Genomic DNA, 20315 nt, shown 5'->3' with positions numbered 1-20315 from the left:
AGAATCGAAGAAAATGGCTTTAACAATAATCAGTTTAATAAAACAAGTACCGCTCCCCACGGAGATGAGAATGGGGGATGACGGCCTGATGGACCGTACGAAGGCAAAATCAATCATCAATATCGATTGCCAGTTCGGGCTGGAAGCAGGTTTACAGTTGAAAAAGCAGTATCCGGACGCCCGGATGATCGTTTGCTCCATGGGTCCCCAATCTTTTGAAACAGCTTTACGTACAGCAATCTCTATGGGATATGACGAAGCTTATCTGTTATCGGACCGTAAACTGGGAGGAAGCGATACCTATGCTACGGGCTTGGCACTTGCCACCCTCCTGCAGTATTTGGGTTTCTCCAAGGAGTCGGAAGAACCGTTTATCATATTTGCCGGACGGCAGACCAGTGACGGTGATACCGCCCATGTGCCTTCCCAGGTAGCGGAATCCTTGGGCATACCACAGGCTACTTTTGTCGAATCGGCGAAAGCGGACGACAAAGGGAATGTCGTGGCCCGGAGGATCATTGAAGGCGGTTACCAGATGCTGCAATTGCCTATGCCTTGCCTGGTGTCGCTGACGCCGACGGGAGTACCGCCACGCAAACCCTCGCTGATCGGGGCAATCAAGGCGCGCCATAGCCAAATTACAGTATTGGGTGTCGATGATATCCATTTGGGAACTGAAAAGATCGGTTTGAGTGGTTCGCCTACGATTGTCGCCAATGTGATGAATCTCGTCAGCGAGCGTCCGCCGATTGTCCTGTCGGAAGGACAAAATGAGACGGAACAGGTGGATAGCCTGATTGCCAACCTGAAAAAGGGAGGCAACGTGTTGGTGAAAAAAGAAGAGAAGGAGAAGAAAGCGGTAGAAACACCGGATTTCCCCATTGTGGATACCCGTAACGGCGCCAAAGGAATCCTGACATGGGCGGAAGTGACGAATGGCAAGATTGCCCGTCCTTCCCTGGAATTGCTGACTCCGGCGCGCAAGCTGGCCGATGAATTGGGCAATGACACGAAGATATCGACCGTTCTTATCGGCAAAAATATAAAGCCGCTCGCGCAGACCCTATTCGAATATGGTTCCGATGAAGTGATTCTGGTAGACAATGACCGGCTGGAAGAGTATCTGGTATTGCCTTTCTCCGATATTATCACGCAGATTATCCGGGAGCGAAATCCGGAAATTGCGCTCTTTGCCGCCACAACGGCGGGGCGTGAATTGGCTCCGCGGATCGGTATGAAGACCGGCAGTGGGGTAACGGCCGATTGTACCGGATTGGAAATAGGCGATTATGTCAACCGGAAAGCGAAGATCATCAATCGGCCTATCCTGCATTCCCGCCGTCCGACTTACGGAGAAAGCAAACTGGCGACCATCCTCGGTTTCGTATATCCGCAGATTTCCACGGCTCGCGCGGGTACATTCCCCGTACCGCCGAAAACGGAAGGCCGGAAAGGAATCCTATCTTCTTACGTTCCCCACCTGGATGAGGGAGACTTTAAAGTAAAGATACTGGAAACGGTTCGCGGCGAAGGCGGATTACAAAGCTTGTTCGATGCCGACATTATCGTGTCGGGTGGAAGAGGAGCGACCGACGACCGGCTTGCTCTGGTTAAGGAGTTGGCTGAAGCGCTGAAGGAAAAGGGTGTGAAAGCCGAGTGGGCTGCCAGCCGTGTGGTCGTGGACGAAGGTATCGCCGAATATGCCCGCCAAGTAGGACAAACGGGTAAAACCGTCCGCCCGAAGATCTATATTGCGATCGGAGTTTCCGGGGCGATACAGCACATCGCAGGGATCAAAGAGTCAGGCAAGATCATTGCTATTGACCATAATCCGAAAGCCTCGATCTTCCACCATGCCGACTTCGGTATCGTGGGAGAATACCAAGACGTCGTGCCCGAACTGATCGAACGCGTGAAGAACGGATATACTTTCGGAATAGAACCGGTCAAGAATTGATATTTTCTATCTAGTTATATAAGAAAGGGCTGTCCAAAAGGTCGTGACTTGTACGGAAAAAATCCAGTGCACTGAATTTTATGAATGAGTGCACTGGATTAATATATTGAGTGCACTGGATTAATTCATTGAGTGCACTGGATTAATTCATTGAGTGCACTGGATTTTCAGGGCGGTGCAGTGCTTTTTAGGCAACCCCTTCTGTTCTTAATTCCCGTCTATAAATTTTCTCGATTGAAAAAATAGAAAACTTATTGGTGCCATATTTTGCGCATTAGAGATTTGTACGTTATTTTGTGAAAAATACGCGACAAGATTATTGACGTGATAAAATAATCGAAAGATCGAGGAATAGCAGTCTATGTATATAGTTAAGAAGAGAATGGAGATTTCAGCAGCGCATCGCTTATCGTTGCCTTATGAGAGTAAGTGCACGCAGTTGCATGGGCATAACTGGATCATTGAAGTCTGGTGCCGTTCGGAAAAGCTGAACGAGGTGGGAATGGTTGTTGATTTTACTCATATCAAGGAGAAAATACAGAATAAACTGGATCATAAATATCTGAACGATATCCTACCGTTCAATACGACCGCCGAAAATCTGGCCAAATGGATTTGCGACCAGATACCCGAATGCTTCAAAGTGATGGTACAGGAATCGGAAAACAATGCCGCTTGGTATGAAGAAAGTGAATGAGATCTTTTACAGCTTGCAAGGGGAGGGATATTATACCGGTACGGCGGCTGTCTTTATTCGTTTCTGTGGTTGTAACTTGAGATGTGACTTTTGCGATACCTCCTTTGAGGAGGGTGAATGGATGAGTGATGAAGAGATTGCAAAAGAGATCGACCGCTATCCGGCCCGCCATATTGTCCTCACCGGAGGAGAGCCCGGCCTTTCCGTTACACCCGATTTTATCCGACTGTTGAAATCTCTGGGAAAATATATCCAGATCGAAACGAACGGCACTTGTGCCTTGCCCGAAGGGATCGACTGGATCACTTGCTCCCCGAAGCCCGGCGGCCGGGTGGTAATCACGAAGCCCCATGAACTGAAAGTGGTGTACTTGGAACAGGATCCGGAGCAGTATGATTTTATCGAAGCGCAGGAATACTACCTGCAGCCCTGTTCCGGACAAAATACGGAGGCTGTCATCGAATACATCAAGTCCCATCCGAAATGGAAATTGAGCCTTCAGACGCATAAGTATCTCAACATCCGCTGACGTAATTTTTATTTATCCTCTCTTTCTTAATCATTTATCAGCATCCAGATATTGTGGGTTTCGCAAAACAATTTAAAAGCTTTGACGGAGGGAAACTTAAACAGTTCCGATAGTTCCCGGAACGAGACGTGGGGATGATGAATGATGTACAATTCAATCTCTTTTGCCTTTTGCCGGCTCAGCCATCTGTGAGGAGTAGTCTGGAATTCTTTCTTGAAATGCCTGTTCAGCGTTTTGGTCGTCATGCAGCATTTACTCGCTAAGCTTTTCACATTGTCCCCATAAGCATACTTGGAAAAGATTTCCTCCTTGAACTTATTTTGATCCTGTAGAAAAGGTGAAAAGAAACGGGCGATCTCGGCCTCGTCATATAATGTCCGGAAAAAAAACAACAATTCTTCTTTCTTTATGTCGAATAAAAATCTTGATTGTAATTTCAACTTCTTTAAATGGATAATGCTGATAAGCATATAATACATAGGTTCCTTTATTCTCATTTCCTCCAGATTCTTCGGTTGAGGAGCATACCGGCATACAAGACGAAATAACGACTGTTGGTTAATTAACGGCAGGAATTCCGATACATATTCTATGAGGGTCGTGTTTACTTCGGCGATGAATAGAAAAGGCGCTTCATTGCGATGCAAGAAATACATATGTTTACTGCCGAAGATATTTCGTTCGGTTCTCGGATCATCAAGGAAAAGGGTTCCTCGCATAATGAAGAGAATGCGGTTCTGGGAGTGATTATTCAACTGGTATGTCTTTCCTTTGGCAATTCGGTGGATGTGAAAAGGAAAATCCCGTTCCCCAGATAGGAGTGAATTCTCTCTTGCTCTATGAGATGTCCCTTTATTGTTTTCGTTAGTGTACATGCAATTGAGATTTTAATTCATTAAGAAAATGAATACTTGTATGAAAAAAAAGGACAAACGGAGATATTATTAANGTGGACGGAGTCCCCGGATAGGCATAGACGCCGGAAAGCCCGGCATCAATGGCAGCCTGAGCAATCGCTTCATCTCCCAAAAACAAGTGTTTTTCCATTTATCGGTTTGCTTTTCTATTGAAGTTTCATTAATTGTCCAAAGGTAAGGAAAATCTCTCGAAAACCGTTGCCCTTTCTTACTGAATCCCGCGCTTATTCAAGGCTTCACGGTAACGATTGGCATTTTTGGCATGCTCCTGCAAAGTCATCGCAAAATTATGGTGCCCGGAAAAATCTTCCTTTGCACACATATAAATGTAATTGTGTTTGGTATAATTCAATACCCCTTCCAGTCCTCGGATTGTCGATATGCGCAAAGGCCCGGGCGGCAGCCCGGTATATTTATAGGTATTATAAGGGGAATCGATAGACAGATGTTCGAACAGGATCCGGCGCAATCCGAAATCACCGACAGCATACTTGACCGTCGGGTCGGCTTGCAAAGGCATTCCTATATGTAAACGATTTATATATAGCCCTGCAACCATAGGATATTCTACCGGATCAGCCGTTTCTTCCTCCACGATGGACGCGAGTATGGAGACTTCTACGGGAGAAAGCCCGATTTGTTCAGCCATCTTCCGGCGCTCATCCGTCCAAAATGCATTATACTCACGAAGCATCCGTTGCACCAGTTTGGGAGCGGAAAGATTCCAATAAACCTCATAGGTATTTGGTATAAACAGGGCTTTGATGGTTTCGGTCGTAAATCCGAGAGAGTCGCAATAGGATGAATCCTGAAGGAGGGTCAATAAATCTTCTTTCGTAAACATCATTTGGTCGCTAAGCCGTCCGGCCAACTCGTCCGTCGTACGGATATTGTTGAAAGTCAGGTGAACCGGCTCCTGATGCGCCCGAAGCAGGCTCTTTATTAATACCGTATTATTCATTCCCTTCACTACGGCATAGCGTCCGGTTTTCATCTTTTCCGGATAATGCATCCAACGGGCCAGCATTTTAAAGTTGGAAAGGCTCCTGCAACCGGCAGAATCCTTTAACTGGCGGCATAGTTCATTAAAATCCTTCTTTTCGTCTACATAAACGTAAACGGTTTTCTCAGTCGCAAAATTCGGATAAAAAAGAATCCAACTTCCCCATCCGATTAAACCGGCGCTAACCAACAAAAAAACAGCCATCAAGCTGATGATTATGTTTCTTTTCTTCGATGATTTCTTTTTACCCATTGAATCAATATTGGATGAATACTCAAATGACTCGCAAAAATACATAAAAGAGAAGAGAGAGATTATAAAGAAGAAAATAAAAGATTCTGAAACTGTCTAAATTTTACCGAAATATTTTCTTATCTCATTTTCGCAAGTAGATTCAGAGCGCTCGGTTGTATTGTAATTATCCTGCTTCTTCGAAAGAAGCGGAATAAAAATATGCGAGTTTATAAATACATTAGCCTCACTTGATAAATAGAGCCGATAAAAAGGAAAAGAAGAAAAAACAAATTACTTATTTAACAAGGAAGCATGCCTTTTTTTCAAAATCATCCTCTCATTCTGTCTCACAGTCCAAATACGAATTTTTATTATCTATTGAATATTAAATTGTTAATATAACAGTCTTTTTATTAACCATTAATCGAAATTAGTCAGATGCCCGTTTTCCTTTTTAAAACATTTCATAAATAGAAATCAATCCGGATTTTCTCTGTAACAGGATTGTCAGGATGTAAAAATTAAACAGGTTAGAAAATAGTAAATTAACTCTTTACATTCAATTAAATTTATGCTTCAAAAACATATCTGAAGATTTGTCCCGGTTCAAAACTTTTCTTAATTTTGGAACATTGTAATAAATAAAATTAAGAAAAAACCGCTTCTTTCGAAGAAGCAGGATAATTACAATACAACCGAGCGCTCTGAATCTACTTGCGAAAATGAGATAAGAAAATATTTCGGTAAAATTTAGACAGTTTCAGAATCTTTTATTTTCTTCTTTATAATCTCTCTCTTCTCTTTTATGTATTTTTGCGAGTCATTTGAGTATTCATCCAATATTGATTCAATGGGTAAAAAGAAATCATCGAAGAAAAGAAACATAATCATCAGCTTGATGGCTGTTTTTTTGTTGGTTAGCGCCGGTTTAATCGGATGGGGAAGTTGGATTCTTTTTTATCCGAATTTTGCGACTGAGAAAACCGTTTACGTTTATGTAGACGAAAAGAAGGATTTTAATGAACTATGCCGCCAGTTAAAGGATTCTGCCGGTTGCAGGAGCCTTTCCAACTTTAAAATGCTGGCCCGTTGGATGCATTATCCGGAAAAGATGAAAACCGGACGCTATGCCGTAGTGAAGGGAATGAATAATACGGTATTAATAAAGAGCCTGCTTCGGGCGCATCAGGAGCCGGTTCACCTGACTTTCAACAATATCCGTACGACGGACGAGTTGGCCGGACGGCTTAGCGACCAAATGATGTTTACGAAAGAAGATTTATTGACCCTCCTTCAGGATTCATCCTATTGCGACTCTCTCGGATTTACGACCGAAACCATCAAAGCCCTGTTTATACCAAATACCTATGAGGTTTATTGGAATCTTTCCGCTCCCAAACTGGTGCAACGGATGCTTCGTGAGTATAATGCATTTTGGACGGATGAGCGCCGGAAGATGGCTGAACAAATCGGGCTTTCTCCCGTAGAAGTCTCCATACTCGCGTCCATCGTGGAGGAAGAAACGGCTGATCCGGTAGAATATCCTATGGTTGCAGGGCTATATATAAATCGTTTACATATAGGAATGCCTTTGCAAGCCGACCCGACGGTCAAGTATGCTGTCGGTGATTTCGGATTGCGCCGGATCCTGTTCGAACATCTGTCTATCGATTCCCCTTATAATACCTATAAATATACCGGGCTGCCGCCCGGGCCTTTGCGCATATCGACAATCCGAGGACTGGAAGGGGTATTGAATTATACCAAACACAATTACATTTATATGTGTGCAAAGGAAGATTTTTCCGGGCACCATAATTTTGCGATGACTTTGCAGGAGCATGCCAAAAATGCCAATCGTTACCGTGAAGCCTTGAATAAGCGCGGGATTCAGTAAGAAAGGGCAACGGTTTTCGAGAGATTTTCCTTACCTTTGGACAATTAATGAAACTTCAATAGAAAAGCAAACCGATAAATGGAAAAACACTTGTTTTTGGGAGATGAAGCGATTGCTCAGGCTGCCATTGATGCCGGGCTTTCCGGCGTCTATGCCTATCCGGGGACTCCGTCCACCGAAATAACGGAATACATCCAACAGTCTCCGCTTGCACGTGAACGAGGCATTCACAGCCAATGGAGTGCGAATGAAAAGACGGCGATGGAGACTGCCTTGGGCATGAGTTATGCCGGTAAACGCTCGTTGTGTTGTATGAAGCATGTCGGGCTGAATGTAGCGGCAGACTGCTTTATGAATGCGGCGATGAGCGGAATTCACGGCGGCATGATCATTGTTACGGCAGACGACCCTTCGATGCATTCTTCCCAAAACGAACAGGACAACCGCTTTTACGGGAATTTTGCTATGATCCCGATGCTGGAGCCTTCCAGTCAACAGGAAGCCTATGACATGGTCTATGAAGGCTTTGAGCTTTCCGAACGGTTGGGCTATCCGATTCTTTTGCGCGTGACCACCCGTATGGCTCATTCCCGTTCCGGTGTCATCACCCGTCCTTTAAAACCTCAGAATGAACTGAATTTTCCGGCGGACGGACGGCAACGTTTTATCCTGCTTCCCGCCCTGGCCCGTAAATGCTATACGCGATTGCTGGAAGCACAACCGAAACTGGAAAAAGCTTCGGAGGAGTCTTCTTATAACCGTTATTTTGACGGAACGAATAAGAAGCTGGGCATTATCACGACCGGGATCGCTTTTAATTACCTGATGGAAAATTATCCTGCCGGCTGCGAATATCCTGTCCTTAAAATCGGGCAGTATCCGCTTCCGAAAGATCTTATCAGCAAAATTGCGGATGCTTGCGAAGAATTGCTCCTTGTAGAAGAGGGGGCGCCTTTTGTCGAAGAGCAACTGAAGGGTTATCTGGGACGTGGGCTTACGGTTCACGGCCGCCTCGACGGTATGCTTCCGAGACAGGGCGAGTTGACACCGGAAGTGGTCGGACTGGCTTTGGGAAAGAAGGTCGATAGCCCATACGGGATTCCGGAGATAGTGGAGCAGCGCCCGCCTGCTTTGTGCATGGGGTGCGGCCATCGCGATATGTACGATGCTCTCGACGAAGTTGTGAAAGAATATCCCGGATCGAAAGTCTTCGGTGACATCGGTTGTTATACCTTGGGCGCCTTGCCTCCGTTCCGTGCAATCGACAGCTGCATCGATATGGGCGCCTCCGTTACGATGGCGAAAGGTGCTTCCGACGCCGGATTATTTCCTTCGATCGCCGTGATCGGTGATTCCACTTTTACGCATTCCGGGATGACCGGCTTGCTGGATTGTGTGAATGAAGGGACGAATATAACGATTATTATCTCAGACAATGAGACGACCGGGATGACCGGCGGACAGGTTTCGTCGGCAACCGGGCGTATCGAATCCATTTGCCTGGGGATTGGCGTCGATCCGGCCCACCTTCGCGTCGTGATTCCGCTGAAAAAGAACTTTGAGGAAATGAAGACCCTGATCCGGGAGGAGATCGGATACCCGGGTGTTTCCGTCATCGTCCCGCGTAGAGAGTGTATCCAGACTTTATCCAGAAAGAAAAAAACAAAAAAGGAATGAAAAGAGATATTATCTTATCGGGAGTAGGCGGACAGGGCATCCTTTCAATTGCTGCCGTTATCGGAGAAGCCGCTTTGGAGGATAACCTGTTTATGAAACAGGCGGAAGTCCACGGAATGAGCCAGAGGGGAGGGGATGTGCAATCACATTTACGTTTATCCGACCAACCGATCGCGTCGGACTTGATCCCGAAAGGGGAGGCGGATTTGATCATCTCCCTGGAACCGATGGAGAGCCTGAGATATTTACCTTACTTGAAAAAAGAAGGATGGATCGTCACCAATTCGCGTCCTTTTGTCAATATTCCGAACTATCCGGAAATGGATCGGCTAATGGAGGCGTTAGATCGTTTGCCGCATAAAGTCGTTTTGGATGTGGATGAAATCGCTTCAAAAGCCGGTTCGGCACGGGCGGCCAATATTGTGATGCTGGGAGCGGCTTCACCTTTCCTTTCATTGGCCTACGAAAAAATAGAGCAAGGAATCCGTTCCATTTTCGGACGGAAAGGAGAGGCAATCGTAAACCTCAATCTGAAAGCACTGGAGGCGGGTTATACCCTCGCACAACAGTTGATCGAAGAGGATACGGCGTTGTAACGGATTAATTATAAGAGAACTCACAGGATTAATGGATAGCCTTGTGAGTTTTTTTGTTTATAATCTGAAATAATATTACATTTATCCACTGATTCTTATAATTGATAACTACCATGAAAAGACTTCTGTTGCTGTTTTTCTGCTTTTGGAGCGTCGGCTCTTTATCGGCGCAAATACAATTACAAGGCTATAGCCAATCCCTTATCAATCCTCAGTTATTATCCGGTGAACGGTGGAAAGCCGCCTGGATATCCTTGCCGGAAGAAGCGCCGAACGTGTATGGCGTTTACCTTTTCCGGAAGTCGGTCGAACTGACCGGAGCGCCGGCCTCTTATATCGTCCATATTTCGGCGGATAATCGCTATAAACTTTATGTGAACGGAAAGTTCGTATCATTGGGCCCGGCAAGGAGCGATCCTTTCAATTGGAACTTCGAGACGGTCGATCTGGCGCCTTATTTGAAGAAAGGACGGAACCAGTTAGCAGCAGTCGTTTGGAACTTTGCCGAACAGCGGGCTATCCCGCAAATGAGTTTCCTCCAAACCGGCTTTTTACTGCAGGGAAATACCGATGCAGAAAAAGAGGTGAATACGGATGCCACCTGGAAATGCTTTAAGAATAAGGCTTATGCCCCATGGAACAAACCGGTCTATGGTTATTATGCCGTCGGGGCCGGGGAGGAACTGAACGCTTCCCTTTACCCTTGGGGATGGGAGCGGGAAGACTTTGATGACGCAGGCTGGGCGGATGCACAAGCCGGGATCCGGGCTGCAGTGAAGGGTTCGATGGATTATCCGGGACGATTGTTGGTTCCTACTCCTATTCCGCCTATGGAGATGCATGAAGAACGTTTTCAGGTGGTGCGGAAAGCAGGGAATATAAAGATTCCGAAAGACTTTTTACAGAAATCTACCTCTTTAATCATACCGCCCAATACAGCCGTCACTTTGCTTTTGGATCATCAGAAGCTCATGACGGGATACCTCTCCTTGTTCTTTTCCAAGGGAAATCAGGCGGAGATCCGGATTGGATATGCCGAAGCTCTTTATCAGGATAGTGCCCAATCGCGTTCAAAGGGACACCGGGATGAGATCGAGGGGAAACGCTTTGTCGGATACGAAGACCGCATTATTGCCGATGGAGGAGAGGGGCGGAGTTTTACTACGCTCTGGTGGCGCACCTGGCGCTACGTACAACTGAACATACGGACAGTGGACGAGCCGCTACAGATTGAAGATATTTACGGTACTTTTTCGGCTTATCCGTTTGTCAATGAGGCGACATTTACGGCTGCCGGACATCCGGAACTGAATAAAATATTGGAAACCGGTTGGCGGACGGCGCGTCTTTGCGCCAACGAAACCTATATGGACTGCCCTTACTACGAGCAGTTGCAGTATTTTGGCGACACCCGCATCCAAGCGATGATCTCCCTCTATAATACCCGGGATTCTTTCTTGGTAAAGAATGCGTTGGAACAAGGGAGGCAGTCGATTTCGATGGACGGGATTACGATGAGCCGTTATCCGTCCGGCCTGCACCAGTTCATTTCCTCTTTCTCGCTTTGGTGGGTTTGCATGGGACACGATTATTGGATGTATCGCGGGGATGAAACGTATCTGAAGTCGTTGCTTCCGGCTTATCGCGGAATACTGGCCTGGTATGAACAATGGCTGAAACCCGATTATAGCCTCGGTTACGTGCCGCACTGGTTCTTTGCGGACTGGTCGCCTTCCTTTGCTTCAGGTCAGCCGATCCGGGAAAAGGACGGCAACTCCGCCTTTCAGGATCTGATGTATTTGCTGACATTGGATGCGACGGCGGAAATGGAGGAAACCTTCGGCTTGCCGGGAATGGCGGAACATTACCGCCTATTGGCGCGACAGATCCGTCAGAGCTTCATTTCTAAATACTGGGTAGAGGGCAAGGGCTTGTTTGCCGATACGCATGACCATCGAAGTTATTCTCAGCATGTCAATTCGCTGGCTATCCTGGCTGGAATCGTAAGTGGTGAACAGGCGGCCTCGGTGATGAAACGGACGCTTTCGGACGCTTCGCTGGCGCAGGCCACCATCTATTTCCGCTATTACGTCCATCAGGCCTTATGCAAAGCCGGCTTAGGGGATGAATTGTTGGATAATCTCCAGATCTGGAAAGACCAGTTGGATCTCGGACTGACTACCTGGGCGGAATCCCCCGAACCTTCGCGTTCTGACTGCCATGCCTGGGGCTCCAGTCCGAATATTGAATTCTACCGTATCCTGCTTGGGATCGATAGCGATGCTCCGGGATTCAGGAAGATACGAATCGCACCGTCGTTAGGTTCCCTGAAAGAAGTAAGCGGTTCCATCCCTCATCCGAACGGTATAGTTTCGGCCGCTTACCGGATTGATAAAAAAGGCAAGCTGACGGCTGAACTGGGTTTACCGGAACAGACGGAAGGGCTTTTTGTATGGAAAGGAAAAGAATATCCACTGAAGGCCGGGGAAAATAAATTGGAAATCGGAAAGTAAATCCGGGAATACATAGAAAAGGCGGGTGCTTTTGCATCCGCCTTAAAGATAAAGGAATGAATTTATTTCTTATTCTTGTCACCGATGTTTGCCTTGGGTTGCTCTGCCGGTTTGTTAGCCGGTTTCTTCGCTTCCTTTTTAGCAGGCTTTTTATCTCCCATTTTTGTAAAAATAAAAGTTAAACATCAAATAAGTAATACACGGCAAATATAGGGTATAGATTCATAAAGTGTACTCCTTAACCTTTATTTTTAACTCCAAAAAATAAAAATTTTAATTCGAAAATTAAAACGAAAAAAACAGGGTTCAATCACATAATTTATCAACAAATAATATCCCTTGTAAGTGGTCATATTCATGTTGGAAAATAACGCCGGTAAAGTCCGTTTGCCGGGAAGTTCCACTTAATTTTTCTCTGATTTTTTCACCTTTTTCCGTATAATATTCAACTTCGACCCATTCATATCGACGGGAGTTTCCACTGCGATCGGGAATGGAAAGGCATCCGTCGCGTTCGAAACAAACTGTTTCGTCGGAATGACTCACAATACGCGGATTGATAGCAATCTCCACCGGCCGCCCCGGTTTGTCAATCCGCATAAATAAAAAGACATTTCGTCCGATACTTACCTGAGGAGCAGCCAAACCGACGCCCTCGGCTTGATCCAGCGTTTTTCGCAGTCGTTTGAAGAAATGCTGCCAAGTAGCATGGTGCGCGATTCGGTTCACTCTTTTTATGTTCTTAGCCTTGCGGCGAAGAAATAGCGAATCCGTAGGATTTGTTGTTTGCAAAATATCAAAAGGGGTATTTTCGTCTGCATCTAAAATACTATTCCTTTCTTTATTACTAATGGAACGGCAGGAAACGCATGTTGTGATTACGACAAGTGTTCCCAAAAATAGCATTGTTTTATTCATTTCGTTGAATTATGCTGCAAAATTAAGAGAATAAGTAGAATTTATCCCCGTCCGATCTTTCTTTTCTTAGTCTTTTATCCGGTATTGGATAGGAGTGAGGCTTGTATTCTTTTTGAAGTAACGGCAGAAGAGGGACGGAGTGGCGAAGTTGAGTTCTTCCGAGATTTCAGAGACTGTCATATCCGAACTTTTCAGCAATGCTTTTGCCACCATAATAACCATTTCGTCGATCCATTGTGAAATAGATTTTCCGCTTGTCTCATGAATAACTTTGGATAAATATTTAGGAGTGAGGAAAATCTTGCTTGCGTAAAATGTAATACTTCGTTCCCGGCGGTGGTATTTGAAAAGTAATTTAATAAATTGCTGTAAGATCTCTTCCTGACGACTTAACGTTTCGCTTTCCATACCAACCGTTGAGTTTTGATGCAGTTGCAAGATCTCGTAAATAAGCGTTTGCAATAAACTTTTGGCAATCTTTTCCCGATACGGATGAGTGGATTTTTTATACTGTTTGACAATAAAATAATGAAACTCGAGCAGATCATCAATTGCTTTTTGGTGGAGTTTCAGATAAGAGACCTGTTCGATAATTTCTAAAACTCCCTTTTCTGTTATGATTTTCGAATCGGAGATAAAGTCGAACGAAAAGAACAAAAACTCAAGTTGAAACTTTTCGTCTTTTTCGAGGACTTGTATGATGGAGTTGGGTAGGAGAATAAGAATCGAATTGGATTCGATGATGTATTCCTGCAAGTTGATTTTTATCCTTCCCGTTCCTTTCAGGCAGATGGCGAAGGCAATACCTTCCAACAGATGCGGGTATCGAAGGTCGTAAGGATATTCATCTATATTCATCTCTTCTTCGGAGACAACGAAATTGTTAATACCGGAAGTGTTTGTATACTTCGCTATATCGTCGACAGAAATTCTGTTGTAGCCATTGTTAGACATACGTTTTTATTATGGATTAAAAAAGACTTACAGACAAAGATAGATAAAGATGCGACATTTTGAATATCATTGTAGAAGAAATGAGTTAAAACTATTCGTTGAATAAACAGACCTTTGTCCCCAATAAATAAGGTAGATTAATTTAATAGGATGGTTAGGTATGAATAGAATTGTAGGTTTCCTAAGCAAAGGTGTGTGTGCTCTACTCCTGGTTGGAGCCATATCCTGTTCTCCAGGGAAAGAAAAAAACAAAGAAGTGCGGAAGACATTGGTTCGTTTAGAGAAGATCGAGTATAAAGCGAACCTTTATCAACAGGAGTATATAGGGACGGTTGAAGGAGAGAATGCTGTAGACCTGAGCTTTGAAGTGAGTGGTAATATGGAACAAGTATACATGCAAGAAGGACAGCAGGTGAGGAAAGGTCAACTGCTGGCACAGCTGAATACAAAAACGATGGAAAACATGCACGCAGCTGCGAAAGCTACCCTGAATCAGGCGCAGGATGCCTATAACCGGTTATCCTTGCTTCATGAGAACAATAGTCTCCCGGAAATCAAATATATCGAAGCCAAGACGGCTTTAGAGCAGGCAAGATCCAGCGAAGAGGTGATGCGCAAGAATCTGGATGATTGTAAGTTATATGCTCCTTTCGCAGGAGTGATCAGCCGGCGGTACCAGGAAGCCGGCGCCAATGTGTTGCCCGGCACGCCGATTTATAATCTGGTAACGATCCAGTCGGTGAAGGTTCGTATCGCCATACCGGAAAATGAAATATCGGGGATCCGGCTCGGTGAAACTTGTCAGGTTAAGATCGCGGCACTGGAAGACGCGGTTTTTGAGGGTAAGATTGTCGAGAAAGGAGTCAGTGCACATCCCATCTCGCATACCTATGACGTCAAAGCGCAGATCAATAATAAAGAGGCACGAATCATGCCCGGCATGGTCTGTAAGGCCTATCTAACAAAGAATGTGGAAAAAAAAGAAAAGAAGGACATTGTCGTGCCGCTTCAATCGGTGCAGATCGATTATTCGGGCAAACATTTTGTCTGGTTGAAGGATGATGAAAATAAGGCGGTCTATAAGGAAGTCGTTTTAGGAAGTCTGCTTGGGAATGGAGTCGTGATTGAAGAGGGGCTTCGGGAGGGCGATCTGTTGATTGTCGAAGGATACCAGAATATAAGCCCGGGATCTATCGTTGAGGTCGCAACGAACAAATGAAAGAGATTATGGAACAAGAAAAAGGATTTATCGCCTGGGCGATGAAATATCATAGGATTGTCAACCTGATCACGGTAGGTTTGATTTTATTCGGTATTTATTCGCTTGTGGTTATGCCGAAACAAGAGTTTCCAGCCTTTACCATTCGTCAGGGAGTCGTTGCCGGAGTTTATCCCGGGGCTACTGCAGCCGAGATTGAAGAGCAATTGGCCAAACCGTTGGAGAACTTCCTCTTTACATACAAAGAGGTGAAGAAATCGAAAACCTATTCTCAATCGAGGGACGGGATTGTGTATGTCTATGTGGAGTTGAATGACAATGTAAACAATAAAGACGAAGTCTGGTCGAAGATCAAACATGGGCTGAGTTCGTTTAAGATGCAATTGCCTTCCGGCGTATTGGCATTAATCGCCAATGATGATTTCGGTGATACATCGGCCTTACTGATCACGCTCGAATCGGAGACGAAAACATACCGGCAACTTGAAAAACAGTTGGAGAACCTGGAGGACCGGCTGCGTACGATCGAATCGGTCTCCAACCTGCGCCGTTACGGTACGCAATCGGAACAGATCAGTATCTATATTGAAAAAGAAAAGCTTGCCGGTTATGGCATCAATGTATTAAATCTCTATCAAACACTACTATCGAAAGGCTTTATCACGACGGCCGGGAAGATTGATAATAAGGACATGGTAATTCCTATCCATCTGTCAAGACCTTATCAATCCGAGAGGGATATCGAAGAACAAATCATCTACTCCGATGTGCAGGGCAATCATATCCGTCTGAAGAATATTGCAACAGTGGTGAGAGAGTATCCGAAACCGACAAGCTATACGACAAACAATGGGAAGAAATGCTTGATTTTATCAACTGAAATGCGCGAAGGATATAATATCGTGCAATATGGGAAAGACGTTAATGCAATTATTGAGCAGTTTCAAAAAGATATTCCCAGTGATATTCATATCAGTCGGATTGCCGACCAGTCGCAAGTTGTCGGAGATTCGGTCGATACGTTTCTGAAGGAATTGTTAATTGCCATCATTGCAGTGATCTTGGTAACGATGGTGCTGCTTCCGCTGCGGGTAGCCGGTGTAGCCGCTTCCTCGATTCCGATCACGATATTTATCTCTATCGGGCTGATGTATGCGTTTGGTCTCGAATTAAATACTGTGACGCTGGCAGGACTGGTCGTAGTACTGGGTATGATTGTCGACAATTCCATTGTCATTGTGGATAGTTATCTGGAAAAGCTGGATCACGGCATTGCGCGTTGGCAAGCTTCTATCGAAAGTGCAAAGGAATATTTCAAAGCTATCCTGTCGGCTACTTTGGCCATCAGCATTACCTTTTTCCCTTTTTTGTTTATTTTAACCGGACAGATGCATGATTTTGTGGAATCATTCCCCTGGACGATACTGATTACCTTAGGAATTTCTCTGGGAGTCGCTATCCTGTTAATTCCTTTTATGCAATATTTCTTCATCAGGAAAGGGTTGCATCAGAAGGTGGAGGATGAAAAAAAACCAAAGAAGAAGTCTCTGTTGGATGTGCTGCAATCACAGTATAACCGATTCCTGGAGATGGCGTTCCGCTATCCCAGAATCTCGTTGTCGATCGGTGTGCTGTCTGTTATCGGTGGTGCTTTCCTGTTTTCCAGCCTGCCGGTGAAGCTGATGCCGATCGCGGAGCGTAATCAGTTTGCCGTGGAGATCTATCTTCCACAGGGAAGTTCGTTGGAACAGACCGAAGCGGTTGCACAAGACCTGGAAGGCATTCTCCGGAAAGAAGAAAGCGTTGTTTCGATCACGTCTTTTATTGGTTCCGGCTCCCCCCGTTTTCAGACTACTTACGCTCCGAAAATAGGAGGGAGTAATTTCGCCCAGTTTATTGTCAATACGACGTCGAATAAGGAGACGGAACATTTGCTGGACAAATATGCCACGACCTATGCGTATCATTATCCCAATGCGTTCGTTAAGTTTAAACAATTGGATTATCAAAATGTAGATGCGGATATTGATGTACGCATTTCCGGTGATAAGATTGCCGATTTGAAGAAATTTGCCGATACCTTACAGTTGGAGATGAAGAAATTGGACGAGCCGATCCGGGTATATACCAATTATGAAGAGCCTCTTCCCGGTATTAATATCGCTATCGATCCGGTCGAATCGAACCGCTTGGGTGTGAACGAGGCGATCTTGGGGATCACACTCGGTGCCCGTTTCGGTGGCGCTCCGATCACGACAATCTGGGAGGATGATTATAAGTTACCCGTTGTTTTGAAATCTAAATGGGAGCATGTCGATCCACAGGCAGAAGATGTGGCGAACGAATACGTCTCCGGCATTATGTCGCCCAGCGTGCCGCTGCGTCAGATCGCAACGGTGACGAGCGATTGGAACGAAGGGCAGATTGTCCGGAGGAATGGTGTGCGCACTTTGTCCGTGCTCGTCGATGTGAAAAGAGGGTCTTATGTGGGGAAGACGCAAGCGAAAGTGGAGGAGATTGTAGAGTCTTTGTCTGAAACCTCCCTGCCGAAAGGAGTGTCCGTCTCTTACGGAGGAGTAAAAGAATCGGACGGAGAGACAATGCCTAAGATTGTAGGGGGATTGACGATTGCGATCGTTATTATCTTTTTTATCCTTCTTTTCCATTTCAAAAAAGTGAGTCTGGCTACGCTCGTTTTAGCTTCCACCTCATTGAGCCTCCTTGGAGCCGCTCTCGGACTCAAGATTATGGGAGTCGACTTTAGTGTGACAGCCGTATTAGGATTAATAAGTTTGATTGGTATTATTGTACGTAACGGAATTATCATGTTCGACTATACTGAAGAGTTGCGGCACGTACATGGAAAGGGTGTGAAAGAGGCAGCTCTTGAAGCCGGAAAGCGCCGGATGCGTCCTATCTTCCTGACTTCGGCAGCCGCATCGATGGGTGTCATTCCGATGATCCTTAGTAAGAGCCCGCTTTGGTGTCCGATGGGAACCGTGATTTGCTTCGGGACGATTCTCTCTATGGTATTTATCCTTACTGTATTGCCGTTGGCTTACTGGTTCGTTTTCAGGAAGGAAGATGATAAACCTAAAAAATATGTAATAGAGTCATGAGAAAAGAAAAAATATATATACACGTCCTGCTTACTTTTAGCCTCGGAGTCTCCGGGTTATCAGCACAGGCACCCTATAGCCTCGCCGATTGTAAACAGTTGGCGATCGAAAATAACCGGAAAATAAAGAACAGCCGACTGGAAATTGATGCGGCTGAACAAACAAAGAAAGAAGCGTTTACTAATTTCTTTCCTTCGGTGAACGCATCTGGTTTTGGTTTTAAAGCGAAAGATCCGATGGTAGCTATGCAGATGGGTGAAATGCCGATTGCCCTGTTAGACGACGGACTGACGGGAGCCGTTACATTGACGCAACCGGTCTTTGTCGGTGGAAAGATCATTCATGGGAATAAACTGGCTATTATCGGTACGGAGATAAGTCGGTTCCAGGCTAAACTATCCGAAAATGAAGTACTGTTAACAACTGAGGGCCTTTATTGGCAATTGGTTTCTTTGCTTGAAAAGGGGAAGACACTGGACATCATTGATAACCAGTTGGATGCTTTATTGAAGGATGTGGAAGTTTCCTATAAGGCGGGGCTTATTATGAGAAATGATGTGTTGAAAGTCCAGTTGAAGAAGAATGAGGTAAAGAGTAACCGGATCAATCTGGAGAATGGCATTAAGCTGGTAAAAATGTCCTTATGCCAGCAAATGGGGTTGGAGCTGGGGGCCTCGGATCAATTTGAGATCGTCCGGCCCGCTATTGAACACGCCGAATCCCCGGTTCTTTATTACGTAGACCATCAGGAGGCGTTGTCCGGCAGGATGGAAGCCAAGCTATTGGATAAAAACGTCGAAGCCTCCGTACTGCAGACACGTATGAAGCAAGGGGATTATTTGCCTACGGTTGCTGTCGGGGCAACCTATTATCAGGAAAACTTTCTGAATCGATGGAACGGAAACGGTGCCGTCTTCGTCTCGGTAAATATTCCGCTATCCGGCTGGTGGGGTGGCTCTCACGCAATTAAAAATCAGCGGATAAAGGAACGGATCGCTTACAACCGGAAAGTGGATGCCGAAGAACAGTTATTGTTACAAATGCAAAAAGTAAAGAATGAACTGGATGATGCGTACAAACAAATCATGCTGGCGAATGAGGCTGTTGAGCAATCGAATGAGAATTTCCGATTGAATACGGATTATTACAAGGCAGGAACCGTGACGCTCACCGACATGCTGGATGCACAAACCCTATTGCAACAGAGCCGGGATAAATATGTCGAGACCTATTGTAATTATGAGAAAAAGATCTTTGAATATCAACAGGTAACCGGGCGTTGAAATCTTGTTTCCATTTTATGTTGAACATGTTCCGGGGTCATTTGTTATAAAAAAACTACCCGATTTGTTTTATTCATGAATTGTAGGTAGATCGTCGGATTCATAAGAAAATAAAATGATGAAATTCAAAACAAATGCAAAATGTAGCGGTTGTGTGGCTGCTATCGGAGTAAAACTAAATACGATCCTGAAAAAGACGGAGTGGAATATCAATTTGAATTCACCCGAGAAAATTTTGACGGTTTATGCAGCTATTCCTGCGGCTATAGTTATTGAGGCTGTTGAGGCAGCGGGCTATCAGGCTGAAGAGCTGGATGTTTGAAATTAAAGTAACCGGCAGATCGCTTCCAGGTATTTCGCATCTGTCTCATTAAAATCATTGGGGCGGTCGCTGTCCACATCCAGTACAGCGACCGGTCTTTTAGAATGGAAGAGAGGCACGACTATTTCCGACTTTGATTCGGAACTACAAGCTATGTGCCCGGGAAATTTATTCACATCTTGCACCAGAATGATTTTTTCCTCCTTCCAGGCGGTTCCGCATACTCCCTTTCCGTAACGGATACGTGTACAGGCAACCGGCCCTTGAAAAGGACCTAATACCAATTGATCATCTTTGACAAGATAGAAACCGACCCAGAAAAATCCGAAAGCTTGCTTCAATGCGGCGGCAACATTTGCCATATTGGCTATCGTATCGGTTTCTTCTCCGATTAACGCCTTTATTTGCGGAAGGAGTGCCTGATAGATCTGTTCTTTATTTCCAGCCGGTATATCCAAATGTTCTGCCATAATGAAATAA

The 20315-nt window shown here is 45.1% G+C and carries 16 protein-coding genes; 11 read left to right on the top strand and 5 right to left on the bottom strand.

Annotated elements, in window-relative coordinates; genetic code table 11:
- Positions 1 to 13: 13 nt before the first annotated feature.
- The 3 genes from BQ8014_RS12095 to BQ8014_RS12085 all read left to right on the top strand — a co-directional run bounded on the left by BQ8014_RS12095 (position 14) and on the right by BQ8014_RS12085 (position 3183).
- Positions 14 to 1957 carry an FAD-binding protein gene (locus BQ8014_RS12095; RefSeq protein ID WP_080904570.1) on the top strand — a complete coding sequence of 648 codons (1944 nt, stop codon included), beginning with the start codon at positions 14 to 16 and terminating at the stop codon, positions 1955 to 1957.
- 361 nt (positions 1958 to 2318) lie between these two features.
- The gene (gene queD / locus BQ8014_RS12090) at positions 2319 to 2654 is read left to right on the top strand and encodes a 6-carboxytetrahydropterin synthase QueD (protein ID WP_080904569.1); all 336 of its coding nucleotides are present in this window, start codon (positions 2319 to 2321) and stop codon (positions 2652 to 2654) included.
- Positions 2638 to 3183, top strand: a complete 546-nt coding sequence (locus BQ8014_RS12085) for a 7-carboxy-7-deazaguanine synthase QueE (RefSeq protein ID WP_080904567.1) — start codon at positions 2638 to 2640, stop codon at positions 3181 to 3183. The genes queD and BQ8014_RS12085 overlap by 17 nt, the downstream gene beginning before the upstream one ends.
- A gap of 26 nt (positions 3184 to 3209) precedes the next feature.
- On the opposite strand, the gene BQ8014_RS12080 is transcribed toward BQ8014_RS12085, so the two are convergent.
- Entirely contained in the window at positions 3210 to 4058 is an 849-nt protein-coding gene (locus BQ8014_RS12080) for a helix-turn-helix domain-containing protein (RefSeq protein ID WP_139785123.1), read from the bottom strand.
- Positions 4059 to 4308: 250 nt separating this feature from the next.
- A complete protein-coding gene (gene mltG / locus BQ8014_RS12070; RefSeq protein ID WP_080904564.1) occupies positions 4309 to 5355 on the bottom strand; it encodes an endolytic transglycosylase MltG in 1047 nt (348 codons plus the stop codon).
- An 832-nt stretch (positions 5356 to 6187) separates the two neighbouring features.
- Between mltG (BQ8014_RS12070) and mltG (BQ8014_RS12065) the strand changes: the two genes are divergently transcribed.
- The 4 genes from mltG (BQ8014_RS12065) to BQ8014_RS12050 all read left to right on the top strand — a co-directional run bounded on the left by mltG (BQ8014_RS12065) (position 6188) and on the right by BQ8014_RS12050 (position 12020).
- The gene (mltG, locus tag BQ8014_RS12065; protein ID WP_080904564.1) at positions 6188 to 7234 is read left to right on the top strand and encodes an endolytic transglycosylase MltG; all 1047 of its coding nucleotides are present in this window, start codon (positions 6188 to 6190) and stop codon (positions 7232 to 7234) included.
- A 78-nt stretch (positions 7235 to 7312) separates the two neighbouring features.
- Positions 7313 to 8911, top strand: coding sequence for a thiamine pyrophosphate-dependent enzyme (locus BQ8014_RS12060; RefSeq protein ID WP_080904563.1), 1599 nt, complete (start codon positions 7313 to 7315; stop codon positions 8909 to 8911).
- The gene (locus BQ8014_RS12055) at positions 8908 to 9507 is read left to right on the top strand and encodes an indolepyruvate oxidoreductase subunit beta (protein WP_080904562.1); all 600 of its coding nucleotides are present in this window, start codon (positions 8908 to 8910) and stop codon (positions 9505 to 9507) included. Before BQ8014_RS12060 ends, BQ8014_RS12055 begins: the two co-directional genes overlap by 4 nt.
- A gap of 113 nt (positions 9508 to 9620) precedes the next feature.
- The gene (locus BQ8014_RS12050) at positions 9621 to 12020 is read left to right on the top strand and encodes an alpha-L-rhamnosidase-related protein (protein ID WP_080904561.1); all 2400 of its coding nucleotides are present in this window, start codon (positions 9621 to 9623) and stop codon (positions 12018 to 12020) included.
- A 306-nt stretch (positions 12021 to 12326) separates the two neighbouring features.
- On the opposite strand, the gene def is transcribed toward BQ8014_RS12050, so the two are convergent.
- Complete coding sequence (gene def / locus BQ8014_RS12045; protein WP_080904560.1) at positions 12327 to 12938, bottom strand: peptide deformylase; 612 nt, start codon at positions 12936 to 12938, stop codon at positions 12327 to 12329.
- A gap of 66 nt (positions 12939 to 13004) precedes the next feature.
- On the bottom strand, positions 13005 to 13892 hold the full coding sequence (locus tag BQ8014_RS12040; RefSeq protein ID WP_080904559.1) for an AraC family transcriptional regulator: 888 nt from the start codon (positions 13890 to 13892) through the stop codon (positions 13005 to 13007).
- Positions 13893 to 14052: 160 nt separating this feature from the next.
- Here BQ8014_RS12040 and BQ8014_RS12035 point away from each other — a divergent pair, with 160 nt between their 5' ends.
- The 4 genes from BQ8014_RS12035 to BQ8014_RS12020 all read left to right on the top strand — a co-directional run bounded on the left by BQ8014_RS12035 (position 14053) and on the right by BQ8014_RS12020 (position 19835).
- The gene (locus tag BQ8014_RS12035; protein WP_080904558.1) at positions 14053 to 15111 is read left to right on the top strand and encodes an efflux RND transporter periplasmic adaptor subunit; all 1059 of its coding nucleotides are present in this window, start codon (positions 14053 to 14055) and stop codon (positions 15109 to 15111) included.
- Between the two features lie 8 nt (positions 15112 to 15119).
- Positions 15120 to 18230: an efflux RND transporter permease subunit gene (locus BQ8014_RS12030; protein WP_080905947.1), complete on the top strand. Its 3111-nt coding sequence runs from the start codon at positions 15120 to 15122 to the stop codon at positions 18228 to 18230.
- A complete protein-coding gene (locus tag BQ8014_RS12025; protein WP_080904557.1) occupies positions 18227 to 19513 on the top strand; it encodes a TolC family protein in 1287 nt (428 codons plus the stop codon). Before BQ8014_RS12030 ends, BQ8014_RS12025 begins: the two co-directional genes overlap by 4 nt.
- 115 nt (positions 19514 to 19628) lie before the next feature.
- Entirely contained in the window at positions 19629 to 19835 is a 207-nt protein-coding gene (locus tag BQ8014_RS12020; protein WP_080904556.1) for a heavy-metal-associated domain-containing protein, read from the top strand.
- A gap of 2 nt (positions 19836 to 19837) precedes the next feature.
- On the opposite strand, the gene BQ8014_RS12015 is transcribed toward BQ8014_RS12020, so the two are convergent.
- The gene (locus BQ8014_RS12015) at positions 19838 to 20305 is read right to left on the bottom strand and encodes a GAF domain-containing protein (RefSeq protein WP_080904555.1); all 468 of its coding nucleotides are present in this window, start codon (positions 20303 to 20305) and stop codon (positions 19838 to 19840) included.
- Positions 20306 to 20315 lie beyond the last annotated feature (10 nt).

It is taken from the genome of Parabacteroides sp. Marseille-P3160 (genome assembly GCF_900162725.1).
In the GTDB taxonomy this organism is placed as follows: Bacteria; Bacteroidota; Bacteroidia; order Bacteroidales; family Tannerellaceae; genus Marseille-P3160.
Note: the sequence above shows the minus strand (reverse complement) of the source record. Positions and strands in the feature narration are given on the sequence as shown.